Here is a 12,647-nt window from a genome sequence, read left to right as displayed (position 1 = left end):
GCAAATGACGACACTCTACGGCTATTTCCGTTCGTCGGCCGCCTACCGGGTACGCATCGCGCTTAACCTGAAGAACCTGGCCTATGACCAGGCTCCGATCAACCTGGTCAAGGGCGAACAGCGTGACGACGCCTTTCTCGCCCACAACCCGCAGGGCCTGGTCCCGATGTTGATGACCGACAACGGGATCCGGCTCACCCAGTCGCTGGCCATCTGCGAATATCTGGACGAGCGCTACCCGGAGCCGGCCCTGCTGCCCGGCGAACTCGAGGAGCGCGCCCGGGTCCGGGCGCTGGCTCAGGTGGTGGCCTGCGAGATCCACCCGCTCGACAACCTGCGAGTGCTCAAGTACCTGGTGAATGAACTCGGGGTCGAGGACGACGCCAAGCAGACCTGGTATCGCCACTGGATCCACCAGGGCTTCTCCGCCCTGGAGAGCATGCTCAGCCGAGAGTCCGGCAGCGGCGACTTCTGCCACGGCGATGCGCCAACCCTGGCCGACATCTGCCTGGTGCCACAGGTCTTCAACGCCGAACGCTTCGAATGCGACCTCTCGGCCTACCCGCGGATCCGACGCATCACCGAGAACGCCCGCGCCCTGGATGCCTTCCGGCTCGCCGCCCCCGGCGAGCAGCCAGATGCAAACTGAGTTATAATGAGCGGTCTAAATAATCTCGTCGCTACCGCCATGCCCAGGCGATCACGCTGACGAGTCTGGAACAGCTCGATCCATAAGGCGCCGCAGACAACAGGCGGGCACGGCACAGACCGTGCCCGCCTGTCGCGTCCCTGACGATCATCACTCATCCATGGAGCAGCACGTGCTGAGGCTGACCTCGACCGCGACCATAGCGCTACTGGCCACCCTGACCGCACTGGGTCCCTTGGCCACCGACATGTACCTGCCCGCCATGCCCAGCATGGCCGAAGCGCTGTCGACCGGTCCCGACGAGATACAGCTGACACTGAGCCTCTACATGGCCGGCTTCGCCCTGGCCCAGCTGTTCTGTGGCCCGATCTCCGACCGTTTCGGGCGCCGGCCAGTGATGATCGCGGGATTCGGCCTGTTCCTGTTCGCCAGCCTGATGTGCATGCTGGCCAGCAATATCGAAACCCTGCTCATCGGCCGCTTCCTGCAGGCATTCGGGGGCGCCACCGGGCCGGTACTGGCCCGCGCCGCGGTACGCGACATCTTCGGCCCCATCGAGGCCAGCCGCGTGCTCTCCTACATGGCCAGCACCATGGCGCTGGCACCGGCATTGGCACCGGTCATCGGTGCCGGCCTGCTGCTGTTCTTCGGCTGGCAAGCCATTTTCACGCTGCTGGCGCTGTACGCCGTAGCGATGCTGCTGTTGCTGATATTCGCGATGCCCGAGCCACTGCCTGCCGAGCGGCGCCAGTCGATACAGCCCAGCGCGATCCTGGCCAATTTCCGCATGCTGCTGACCCAGCGCACCTTCATCGGCTATACCCTGACCAACGCCACCAGCTTTGCCGGCCTGTTCGCCTTTCTCTCGGGCTCGTCTTTCGTGCTGATCGACTTCATGGGATTGACGCCCTTCCAGTACGGCATCGGCTTCATGCTGATCGTCGCGGGCTTCTTCGTCGGGTCATTGGTCAGCGGCCGCTACAGCCATCGCCTGGGACGCGACCGCCTGCTGCAATACGCCACCCTGATGTGCGCCCTGGCCGGTACCGCCATGGCCAGCCTGGCTTTTGCCGGTGTCTACGCTGCCTGGGCAGTGATCGGCCCGCACATCCTGTTTCTCGTCGGCTTCGGCATCCTGATGCCCCAGAGCATGGCGGGAGCCCTCGCGCCCAACCCGCAATGCGCCGGCTCGGCCTCCTCGCTGTTCGGCTTTCTGCAGATGACCGTGGCGGCACTGATCGGCACTTTGGTCGGCCAGTTCCATGACGGCACCTCTCAGGCCATGGCCCTGACGATCGGCCTGGCCGGCGTGCTCTCGATGGCCAGCTTCTGGTGCCTGGCCCGGCCCGCCTCGCGGCAGGCCGAGACCCGCCCTTCGCCGGCGAAGTGAAGGAAGCGCCGAGTCAGTCCCGGGGGTAGAAGGCACCCTCGCCGACGAGGCAGGCTTGCCCGGCGACCTCGACCCGGACCTGTTCGCCGTCGCGTCGGGCCCGGGCGATGATCTCGCTGGGGCGCCCCATGTCCACACCCTGGCGAATGCGCCACTGGCGGTCGTCGAGCCGATCCCGGGTCCCCAGGTAGCCGGCCAGCGCCGATGCCGCACTGCCGGTGGCAGGATCTTCCTTCAAGCCGGCGAACTCGCGAATGAAGGTGCGTGTCGCCAGTGATTCGCCGTTCTCCACATACAGATAGACCTGGTCGACCCCGCTGGGCGAGACATGCTGCGTCCACTGCCCGATGTCCGGCACCACCTTCGCCAGCGAGGCTTCGCTATCCAGTGGAATGAGGTGGAACGGCAATCCGCAGGAGGCCTGGACCGGGTCGCCGGCGATCGCCGACGCTTCAAGACCGAGCAACGTGGCGGCGGCGGCACGTCCCAGCGAACTCGCACCGACCTCGACCGGCACGGCGGTGGTGAAGCGCGCCAGCTCCCCCTCGAAACGTACCTCCAGAGGTCCTACCGGCGCCCTCAGTATCAACGGCTGCGTGGTATCCACCAGCCCCTGGGCGGCCAGCAGGTGTGCCGTGCCGATGGTCGGATGGCCGGCGAACGGCAGTTCGCGGCTCGGCGTGAAGATACGTATCGGAAAGTCGTTCTCTGCCTGCCGCGCCCCCACGAAGACCGTTTCCGCCAGGTTGAGCTCGTTGGCGAACGCCTGCATGTCCGAGGCCTCCATGCTCCCGGCATCGAGGAACACGGCCAGCGGATTGCCCGCCAGCGGTGTATCGGTGAATACATCCAGCAGGTAGTAACGCGAGAGTGGACTGGGCATGAAACCTCCTGTATCGAATTGTCGTGTTTCCCTCGAAGCCACAACCTCGGCCCGGCCCCTCCAGCATAGAGGCCATGACACGACCCTGCCGATACTCAGCGTCGCCAGAACGGCTTGCGCGCTTCGTGTTCGGCCCGGGCCGCACTGATGCCGACATCGTCGAGAAGCCGCGCATCGAGGTCACGCAGCCGGCGGCGGGTGTAATGACGCTGCCACTGGCGCTGCCAGGCCAGCCTCCAGTTCGCCAAACGAACATGCATCATGGCCGGACTCCTGTCGTTGCCCTTCATGGGTGTCCCGACAGGCTAAGCTCGACACCACAACCGATACAGATTCAGAATCACTCTTTATATAGGGTACAGTTGCACGATCACTCCACCTGTACCGAGCACTTTTCGCTCATCTGTACCGCTTCTACCAGGGCTTCGCGATGACAGCCTCGACACGCTACGACGACGTCGCCGACCTTCTCGCCCGCCGTATCGCTCAGGGCACCTATACGGTCGGCGATCGACTCCCTTCGATTCGCGAGTTGTGTCGCGAACAGGGAATCAGTGTCACCACCGCGCAGAGCGCCTATGCGCGACTGGAGGAAATGGGACTTGCCGCCGCACGCCCCCGCTCCGGTCATTATGTGTTGCCGCGCCCCCGGCCGCGGGACCTGCCGACGGTATCCCGCCCCGCCCAGCGGCCACTCGAGGTCGCACAATGGGATCAGGTGCTGGCCATGGTCGGCTCGGCGCCGAGTGCCGATCAGCCTCGTCGCCTGGGGGCCGGCACGCCCGCCCTGGACGCTGCAACCCTCAAACCGCTCGGCCGACTGCTATCCGGTCTGCACCGTGATCCGGACCCTCGCGATCTCGGCTACGACAGCCTGGCCGGCCACCCGCCGCTGCGTCAGCAGGTGGCGCGCCTGGCCACGACATCCGGCTGCCTGCTGCATCCCGATGACGTGGTCATCACCACCGGCTGCCAGGAAGCCCTGGCCATCGCGCTACGCATGCTCGCCGCTCCCGGCGATGTGGTGGCCGTAGACTCGCCCAGCTTCTACGGCGCCATGCAGATCCTCGAGGCGCACGGCCTCAAGGTGATGGAGATCCCCACCGACCCGCGCCGCGGCATCAGCCTCGAGGCACTGGAACTGGCGCTGGATCAGTGGCCGATCCGAGCCATCCAGATCACGCCGACCTGCAACAATCCGCTCGGCTACACCATGCCCGAATCACGCAAGCGTGAGCTGATCAGGCTGGCCCGACGCTACGATGTGGCGATCATCGAGGACGATATCTATGGCGACCTGGCCTTCGAGTCGCCCCGCCCCAAGGCCATCAAGGCCTTCGACGACGAGGGACGGGTGCTGCTGTGCAGCGGAGTGTCGAAAAGCCTGATGCCCGGACTGAGGGTCGGCTGGATCGCACCGGGGCGATACCGCGACCGCGCCCTGCACGAGAAATACGTCTCCACCGGCGCCTCGGCGACTCAGCCCCAGCGTGCCGTCGCCGCCTTCATCGAAAAGGGGCATTACCAGCGCCATCTGCGCGAGATCGCCCGCCGCTACCAGCGCCAGCGCGACATCATGACCGACTGGGTCAGCGAGAGCTTCCCTGACGGCACCCGCATCAGCCAACCCCGGGGAGGCTTCCTGCTGTGGGTGGAGCTTCCCGGCCCCATCGACACTCCCCGGCTCAATGAACGACTCGCTGCCGAACGCCTGCACGTGGCGCCAGGGCCGATGTTTTCTGCCTCAGGCAAGTATCGTCACTGCCTGCGGCTCAACTACGCCGAGCGCCCCACCGCCTCGCTCGAAGCCGCTATCCGCCGCGTCGGCGAACTCGCCGGGGAAATGCTGGAATACCCAGACAGTGAAGCGACCCTGTCGTGACGTTACACTAGGCTCGCCATCTCAACCGCCAGCCGAGGCCCGTATGAGCTCCCATCTGCTTTCCGTTGATTCCCTGTCACGCGATGATGTGGATCACCTGATTCGTGTCGCCGCCCGTATGGAACCGGTCGCCCAGCGGCGCAAGGTCACAAGAGTGTTGGAAGGTGCGGTCCTCGGCAATCTGTTCTTCGAAGCCAGCACCCGCACTCGAGTCAGCTTCCACGCGGCCTTCTGTCGGCTGGGCGGCAGCGTCTGCGACACTACCGGCTTCACCTTCTCCTCCATGGCCAAGGGCGAGTCGCTCTACGACACCAGCCGGGTGATGAGCGGCTACTGCGACGCCATCGTGATGCGCCACCCGGAGCAGGGCTCGGTGGCCGAATTCGCCCAGGCCACCAATGTGCCGGTGATCAACGGCGGCGACGGTCCCGGCGAGCACCCCAGTCAGGCGCTGCTCGACATCTACACCATCGACAAGGAATTCGCCCTGCGCGGCAAGCAGCTGGCTGGTGCCCATATCCTGCTCACCGGTGACCTCAAGTTCGGCCGCACCGTGCATTCGCTGATCAAGCTGCTGTCGCTCTACGCGCCGATGCGGATCACGCTGGTTTCGCCGCCGGGGCTGGAAATGCCACAGCACCTGGTCGAGCTGGTCGCCTCCCGCGGCCACCGCGTCGAGACCCGCGAGAACCTGGCCGGCGACTTCTCGGACGTCGACGTGGTCTATACCACCCGCATCCAGAAGGAGCGTTTCACCGCCGAAATGAGCGAGGGCTTCAGCCTCTCGCGGGACTACACCGTGGACAAGGCCTTCATGGATCAGCGAGTCAACGACCACGCCATCGTCATGCACCCGCTGCCGCGCGACAGTCGCCCCGACGCCAACGACCTGGACGTGGACCTCAATGGCGACCCGCGCCTGGCGATCTTCCGCCAGACCGACAACGGTATCCCCATGCGCATGGCGATCTTCGCGACCCTGCTCCAGGTCGAAGACCTGGTCGAGAAGGACATGCGTGACGTGCCCTGGTTCGTGCCGAAGACCGTCGGCGTGGACGACGTCGAGCGCTGAAGGACCGCTGACTGACAGGGGAGGCCTGATCGGCGAGTTTCGCCTAAGCTGGCAGAAAGGCCGCCGACATGAGTCGGCGGCCTGCACGGATTCAACGCGACAAGGAGAGGCGAGCCGATGAATCTGCAACGCGCCTATATCCTGCTGGCAATCTTCTATACTGTGCTGCTCGCCGTGGGCGTCATTGCCCTCTTGATGGGCGGCGGCACGACATTCTCACTGGTCCAGTTGACCATCGGCGCCGTGACCGTCGCCGGACTCTGGGGCTACTTCCTCGGCCGACAGGTCATGAGCTGGCGCACCTGGCGCCCTTTCGCCTGCCTGCTCGCCCTCGGCATCGCGGTGAATGTCTGGCTGCTGTTCACGACGTCGCCCTCGAGCGCCGAGCTCACCTGGCTGCTGGCCAATATCATTTTCACCGCACTGCCGACCCTGCTGCTGTTCCGCTACGGCAATCGCGACCAGGACGTCTGGGCGACGCCAGGCGAGCTCGAAGGCGGCCGGACCTTGAGCGAGCTGCTCGAACGACAGGGCGAGTTGAAGGTGGAAAAACGCGACGCCTCGCGCCCCGCCACCGTCAATGTCCGCCGGGAGGGCGAGCATTATCGCGCCAGCGTGATTCGGGGCCAGGGCGATGAAGAAGAGCGGTTCGAGGAGAGCTTCCAGCGCCCCTCGACCCTCGCCTTTTTCATCGAGAGATTCACCTGCGTCGAGGTGGGAGATTTCGAGGAGAAGTATCGCGGCGAGAAGGAAGTTGCTTAAGGAAGGCCTTCCTGATCGGCCAACCAGCCTTCAAGAATCAGCACGGCCGCCAGGCCATCGACACCATCGTCGCGATAATTGCCGCGATGCCCGGCATCGCGGGCGATGGCCTTGGCCTCGCGAGTCGATCCGCGCTCGTCGGCCATCTCGCAGGGAATGCCGTAGCGACCGAACAGGCGCTTGCCGAACTTGCGCGCCCGGGTGCTCATGTCACTCTCGGTGCCATCCATGTTGAGCGGCAGGCCGACCACGAAAAGATCCGGCCGCCACTCGTCGACCAGCCGGGCGACCCGCGTCCAGTCGGGAATGCCGTCACGCGCCGGCAGCGGGTCCAGTGCCCTGGCACTGCGCGTCAGCTCGTTGCCCACCGCCACGCCGATGCGTCGGGTACCGAAATCGAAGCCCAGGATCAGGCGCTGGCTACTCATCGGCACCCTTCCCCGGCGGACATGCTCCGCGAACCCGCCGAGCGCAGACCCTTCCCTGCATATCAGCTATGCCCCGCCTCGCGGGTCATCAGGTTGAGGTCGACGCCGAGAATGCCGGCGCTGGCGCCGAGACGTTGCTCGGGCTCCACCTCGAAGAGAATATCGGCCCGACCTTCCACGGTGAGCCAGGCATTGTCCTTGAGCTCGGATTCCAGCTGGCCGGATTCCCAACCCGCGCAGCCGAGACAGACCAGAAAGCGCTCCGGGCCACGGCCGACGGCCAGGGCCTGGAGGATATCCATGGAGGTGGTCAGGGCGATGTCATCGGCCACCTGAAGACTCGAATCCCAGTCCTCGCTGCCCCCTTCGTGCAGGATGAAGCCGCGATCCTTGTGCGTCGGCCCACCATAATAGACGGGCACGTTGCGGTGCGGGCTGTCGCTCCCCTCGAGCTCGAGCTGCTCGAAGAGCGCATCGAGGGTCAGCTCCAGTGGACGATTGACGATCACCCCCATGGTGCCCTTTTCGTCGTAATCGCACAGATAGCTCAGCGTGCCGGCGAAATTGGGATCTTCCAGGTGCGGCATTGCCATCAGGAAGTGGTTTTTCAAACTTTGCATGGGACTCCCCGGCGGACTTAGTGAACGCCGTAATATTTGCCTTCGCCGAAGCACCAGGCGCGCAGAGGAACGACTCGCCCCTTGCCCATGCCCGCATCGAAGGGCCGACAGGGCACGGCATCTCGAACGGTGTCCAGCGCAGCCTGACCGAGTTCGGCATTTCACGTCGATTGTACCACCTCTACCCGGCGAGACGCCGAGAGATAGCATCCATCAAGGAGCCGGCGATATCGGTGCCGCGCTGATCGTCGATCTCGCGCACACAGGTCGGGCTGGTCACGTTGATTTCGGTGATGTAGTCGCCGATGACGTCGAGGCCGACGAACATCAGCCCCTTTTCGCGGATCATCGGCTGCACTTGCTCGACCAGCCAGCGGTCCCTGTCGGTGAGTTCGCGGCTGACACCCCGACCACCGGCGGCCAGATTGCCTCGCGTCTCGCCGGCCATGGGTACCCGGGCCAGGCCATAGGGGACCGGTTCGCCTTCCACCAGGAGGATGCGGGTGTCACCGTCCTTGATCTCCGGCAGATAGCGCTGGGCCATGGCCTGTCGAGTGCCCCGCTCGGTCAGCGTCTCGATCACCGCCCCGAGATTGCGGCCTTCGGGGCCGACGTGGAAGATCCCGCTGCCACCCATGCCGTCCAGGGGCTTGAGGATGACGTCGCCATGCTCGGCGTGGAAGGCGCGGATCTCGGTATCCCGGCTGGACACCAGGGTCGGCGCGCAGCACTGCGGGAACTGCTGGGCGAACAGCTTCTCGTTGCACTCCAGCAGGGCGCGGGTCGGGTTGACCACCAGCACGCCCTCGCGTTCGGCGAAGCCGAGCAGATGCACGGCATCGAGGAAGCGGCCGTCCACCGGCGGATCCTTGCGCATCAGCACCACGTCCAGCTCGGCGAGCGGCGCGACCCGGGACTCACCCAGCGCATACCAGTGCTCGGGATCGCGATACACCTCGAGTTCGCGCCAGCGGGCGTGAGCCCGACCATCGCGCAGGAACAGGTCTTCCTGCTCCATATAGTGCAGCGACCAGCCGCGATCCTGGGCGGCCCACAGCATCGCCAGACTGGAGTCCTTCTTGTAGCTGAGATCGGCGATGGGATCCATCACCACGCCGACCTTGAGGGGACGATCGTTCATCGAATCGGGTTCCGGAGTAAAGGGTCAATGCGGCCAGTATGCCGCATGGCCGGCAAGCGCACCAAGGCGCTCGGGCTCAAGTAGTAGGCAAAGCGCTGATCCGTCGGCAGGCCTTCAAGGAGGCGCCGTAACTCCATCCCTGGGCGCTTCGCTACGAGGTTCCGTGAGAGTCCTGATTCCCGCCAGGTACCAGGCGGATACCCGTGGGCTCCAGGCTGATGCGCCCTTGCTTGTAGAGTCGGCCAATGGCCTGCTTGAAGGCGCCCTTGCTGACACCCAGCCGCGCCTTGATCTCGGCGGCCGAGCTCTTGTCACCCAACGGAAGATAACCGCCGCTCTCGCGCAACGCCTTGAGCACCGTCTCCCCCACCGCATCGAGCCGTGCCGAGCCGGTCGGCAGCAACGACAGGTCCAGACGACCATCATCGCGCACCCGTTTCACGTGACCTTTCAGGCGCTGACCGCGGCGCAGCGGCCGCGTTACATCGTCATGGTAGAGCAGCCCCCAGAACCGACCATCCACCGCTGCCTTGTAGCCCAGGTCGGTCTGCTCGGCGATCACCAACGCCACGGCGTCACCGGCGGAGAGCCCCTCGGCATGATCGTCGAGGTAGCGATCGAGACGCTGGGAAGCGAACGGCCGGCCACGGTCGTCCTCGGCGATCATCACCAGCACCCGGCGACCCACCGTGGGACGAAAGCGCTGCTCACCAAAGGGCAACAGGAGATCGTGGGCATGGCCCCAATCGAGGAAGGCCCCCGTCTCGTTGACTGTCACCACCGGCAGATAAGCCACATCGCCGACACTGGCCCGGGGCTCCCTGGCCCGGCGCATGGGCTCGCGACGGGAATGGCCAGCGCGGGAAGCGGAGCGATGGTGAGAGTCAGACATGGCAGACGTACCAAGCAGAGAAGTGTGGCGCCATTATGTCGTGAAGGGGCCAGCAGACAAAGCCGTCGGCCCGAGATATCACCATATCGGTCAGACAGAGAACTCTCAGGCTTCGCGCTTGCCGTCGACCAGGCGACTGACGCCGGCCGGGTTGCCATCCTTGAGTGCTTCGGACAGCAGGGCCTCGGGCAGGTTCTGATAGCACACCGGACGCAGGAAGCGGTGGATGGCGGCACTGCCCACCGAGGTGGTGCGTGAATCCGAAGTGGCCGGATACGGACCGCCGTGGACCATGGCGTGGCACACCTCGACCCCGGTGGGCCAGCCATTGGCCATCACGCGGCCGGCGCGACGCTCGAGGATCGGCAGCAGGCCACGGGCCGTTTCGGCATCGGCATCATCCATCTGCAGGGTGGCGGTCAACTGACCTTCCAGGTGTTCGGCCACGCGCTTGACCTCGTCCTGATCGGCACACTCGACGACCAGCGAGGTGGCACCGAAGACCTCGGCCTGCAGGGCCTCGTCGGCCAGGAAGTCCTTGGCGGAGGCCACGAACAGACCGGCCTGGCACTGGTTGGCGCCCTCGCCGACTGGCCCACGGGCCACTTCGCGAGCCTTGTCGCTGGCCACCAGGCTCTCGACCCCCTTGCTGTAGGCTTCATGAATCCCCGGGGTGAGCATGGTCTGGGCCGCCGCCCCCTTCACTGCCTCACCGGCGGCTGCCACGAAGGCGTCGAGGCCCTCGCCCTTCTCGGCGATGACCAGGCCGGGGTTGGTGCAGAACTGACCGGCACCCATGGTCAGCGAACCGACGAAGGCCTCACCCAGCGCCGCGGCCCGGGATTTCAACGCTTCGGGCAGCAGGAACACGGGGTTGATCGAGCTCATTTCGGCATAGACCGGGATCGGCTCGGGACGCGCCTGGGCGGCGGCCATCAGTGCGGTGCCGCCGGAACGCGAACCGGTGAAGCCCACGGCCTTGATGCGGGAATCCTTCACCAAGCCCTGCCCCACTTCGCGCCCGGAGCCATACAGCAGGGAGAAGACACCTTCCGGCAGCTCGCACTTCTGCACCGCGCGCTGAATGGCACGGCCGACCAGCTCGGAAGTTCCCGGATGTGCGGAGTGGGCCTTGACCACGACCGGGCAACCGGCGGCCAGCGCCGAGGCGGTGTCGCCACCGGCCACCGAGAACGCCAGCGGGAAGTTCGAGGCACCGAACACCGCGACAGGGCCCAGGGCGACGTGGCGTTGGCGCAGGTCGACCCTCGGCATCGGCTGGCGATCCGGCAGCGCCGGGTCGATACGCACGTCGAGCCATTCACCGGCACGCACGACGCTGGCGAACAGGCGCAGTTGGCCGCATGTCCGACCGCGCTCGCCCTGGATACGCGCTTGCGGCAGCCCCGCTTCCGCCACGGCACGCTCGATCAGCGGCTCACCGATGGCCTCGATCTCATCGGCAATGGTTTCGAGGAAGGTCGCACGGGCTTCGAGGCCGGTCTCGCGATAGGTATCAAAGGCCGCCCAGGCCAGTTCGCAGGCCCGCTCGACTTCGGCCTTGCCAGCGGCGGGATAGCCCGGGTCGAGACGCTCGTTGGTGGCGGGATTCACTGCCTGGATCACAGCGCCTTCAGCCGAGACGGCCTGGGCACCAATCAGTTGCTTGCCTTCGAGTGTCATGCGTTGCTCCTTGCTGTTGAGATGCTGTCATTGGACGGCATGGCCCGCGAATCACTTTTGGTCGTGAAGAGCGAGATGGGCAAACAGGTCGCGCAAGCCATAGGTCCACGGAGGCAGTTGGTCGCTGCGATCAACACGGTTGACCAGCGCACCGAGACTCGGAGTGGCGATAGTCACACTGTCACCAAGGTGGTGGGTGAACCCCTGGCCCGGACCGTCACGATCGGCGATGGGAGAAAACATGGTACCGAGGAACAGCATGAAGCCATCTGGATACTGGTGGTGGGCACCATGAGTCTGGGACACCAGTTCCAGTGGGTCGCGACTGATCTCACGCATGTCGCTGGTGTCCTCCAGCACAAAACCATCATCGTTGCCCTCGATACGCAGCGAGACTTGGGCTTGGCGAATCGTGTCGAGAGTGAAGCGGTCGTCGAGCAGCCGGATGAAGGGGCCAATGGCACAGGATGCGTTGTTGTCCTTGGCCTTGCTCAACAGCAGGGCGCTGCGCCCTTCGATATCGCGCAGGTTGACGTCGTTGCCGAGCGTGGCGCCCTTGACCTGCCCCTGACTGTCGACGGCCAGCACGATCTCCGGCTCGGGATTGTTCCAGCGTGAGGCGGGATGCAGGCCGACACTGTCACCAAAGCCCATCGAAGAGAGTATCTGGGCCTTGGAGAACACCTCGGCATCAGGGCCGATGCCCACCTCCATGTACTGGGACCAGGCGCCTCGCGCCTGCAGCTTCTCCTTGAGCGCCATGGCCTGGGGCGAACCAGGGCGAATTCGCGACAGGTCGCCGCCGATCAGCGTCTGGATCTCACGGCGCAGTTCGCTGGCACGCTGCGGGTCGCCGCCAGCCTGTTCCTCGATTACCCGCTCGAGCAGGCTGACCGCGAAAGTCACTCCGCAGGCCTTGATTGCCTGCAGGTCGCAGGGCGGCAGTAGTCGAGTCGTGGCGGAGTCGTCATCAAGAGAGTTGCTCAGAAGAGTCGTCACCGAGCCAAGCGATACGCCGCTGACATCACGAGCGAAGGACACAGGATCGTCTAGGTCGAGCAAATCGGCCATCGTCGGGATCCGCGAGGAGATGTCGAGGACCTCTCCGCCCCGAACCACCACGATAGCGGGACCTGGATGTGGCGTTTCGCGCCACGCCCGGCCGACCAGCAGGGCGTGGTCCATGTCATCCGGCAGGCAATGGCGAAGATTGATGGACTGCATGAGGGTTCCTATGAGCAGAAG

General features: G+C 65.3%; 13 protein-coding genes. 5 read left to right on the top strand and 8 right to left on the bottom strand.

The window, feature by feature from the left end; genetic code table 11:
* Positions 1 to 4: 4 nt before the first annotated feature.
* Together maiA and HELO_RS00340 are read left to right on the top strand one after the other, a co-directional pair.
* Complete coding sequence (gene maiA / locus HELO_RS00345) at positions 5 to 649, top strand: maleylacetoacetate isomerase (protein WP_013330824.1); 645 nt, start codon at positions 5 to 7, stop codon at positions 647 to 649.
* Positions 650 to 821: 172 nt separating this feature from the next.
* Positions 822 to 2,039 (top strand): multidrug effflux MFS transporter, encoded by a 1,218-nt coding sequence (locus HELO_RS00340; protein WP_013330823.1) that lies wholly within the window; start codon positions 822 to 824, stop codon positions 2,037 to 2,039.
* Between the two features lie 13 nt (positions 2,040 to 2,052).
* On the opposite strand, the gene HELO_RS00335 is transcribed toward HELO_RS00340, so the two are convergent.
* Both HELO_RS00335 and HELO_RS00330 read right to left on the bottom strand, forming a co-directional pair.
* Positions 2,053 to 2,922, bottom strand: coding sequence for a PhzF family phenazine biosynthesis protein (locus tag HELO_RS00335; protein ID WP_013330822.1), 870 nt, complete (start codon positions 2,920 to 2,922; stop codon positions 2,053 to 2,055).
* Between the two features lie 95 nt (positions 2,923 to 3,017).
* Entirely contained in the window at positions 3,018 to 3,185 is a 168-nt protein-coding gene (locus HELO_RS00330; RefSeq protein WP_198410715.1) for a DUF1127 domain-containing protein, read from the bottom strand.
* Positions 3,186 to 3,352: 167 nt separating this feature from the next.
* Between HELO_RS00330 and HELO_RS00325 the strand changes: the two genes are divergently transcribed.
* The 3 genes from HELO_RS00325 (at position 3,353) to HELO_RS00315 (ending at position 6,638) form a co-directional block, all read left to right on the top strand.
* Positions 3,353 to 4,804: an aminotransferase-like domain-containing protein gene (locus tag HELO_RS00325; RefSeq protein WP_013330821.1), complete on the top strand. Its 1,452-nt coding sequence runs from the start codon at positions 3,353 to 3,355 to the stop codon at positions 4,802 to 4,804.
* Between the two features lie 43 nt (positions 4,805 to 4,847).
* Positions 4,848 to 5,876, top strand: a complete 1,029-nt coding sequence (gene pyrB, locus HELO_RS00320) for an aspartate carbamoyltransferase (RefSeq protein ID WP_013330820.1) — start codon at positions 4,848 to 4,850, stop codon at positions 5,874 to 5,876.
* 117 nt (positions 5,877 to 5,993) lie between these two features.
* The gene (locus HELO_RS00315) at positions 5,994 to 6,638 is read left to right on the top strand and encodes a hypothetical protein (RefSeq protein WP_013330819.1); all 645 of its coding nucleotides are present in this window, start codon (positions 5,994 to 5,996) and stop codon (positions 6,636 to 6,638) included.
* Here the strand turns inward: HELO_RS00315 and ruvX are convergent.
* The 6 genes from ruvX to HELO_RS00285 form a co-directional block, all read right to left on the bottom strand.
* The gene (gene ruvX / locus HELO_RS00310; protein WP_013330818.1) at positions 6,635 to 7,066 is read right to left on the bottom strand and encodes a Holliday junction resolvase RuvX; all 432 of its coding nucleotides are present in this window, start codon (positions 7,064 to 7,066) and stop codon (positions 6,635 to 6,637) included. The two genes, HELO_RS00315 and ruvX, sit on opposite strands and share 4 nt — an antisense overlap.
* A 62-nt stretch (positions 7,067 to 7,128) precedes the next feature.
* The gene (locus HELO_RS00305) at positions 7,129 to 7,686 is read right to left on the bottom strand and encodes a YqgE/AlgH family protein (RefSeq protein WP_013330817.1); all 558 of its coding nucleotides are present in this window, start codon (positions 7,684 to 7,686) and stop codon (positions 7,129 to 7,131) included.
* Positions 7,687 to 7,867: 181 nt separating this feature from the next.
* Complete coding sequence (gene gshB / locus HELO_RS00300; RefSeq protein WP_013330816.1) at positions 7,868 to 8,827, bottom strand: glutathione synthase; 960 nt, start codon at positions 8,825 to 8,827, stop codon at positions 7,868 to 7,870.
* 151 nt (positions 8,828 to 8,978) lie between these two features.
* A complete protein-coding gene (locus HELO_RS00295) occupies positions 8,979 to 9,719 on the bottom strand; it encodes a CvfB family protein (RefSeq protein WP_013330815.1) in 741 nt (246 codons plus the stop codon).
* A gap of 105 nt (positions 9,720 to 9,824) precedes the next feature.
* Positions 9,825 to 11,402, bottom strand: coding sequence for an aldehyde dehydrogenase (NADP(+)) (locus tag HELO_RS00290; protein WP_013330814.1), 1,578 nt, complete (start codon positions 11,400 to 11,402; stop codon positions 9,825 to 9,827).
* A 51-nt stretch (positions 11,403 to 11,453) separates the two neighbouring features.
* Positions 11,454 to 12,626, bottom strand: a complete 1,173-nt coding sequence (locus tag HELO_RS00285; protein WP_013330813.1) for a fumarylacetoacetate hydrolase family protein — start codon at positions 12,624 to 12,626, stop codon at positions 11,454 to 11,456.
* Positions 12,627 to 12,647: the final 21 nt, after the last annotated feature.

Source organism: Halomonas elongata DSM 2581 (genome assembly GCF_000196875.2).
Taxonomy (GTDB): domain Bacteria; phylum Pseudomonadota; class Gammaproteobacteria; order Pseudomonadales; family Halomonadaceae; genus Halomonas; species Halomonas elongata.
This window is presented reverse-complemented; position numbering and strand designations above follow the sequence as displayed.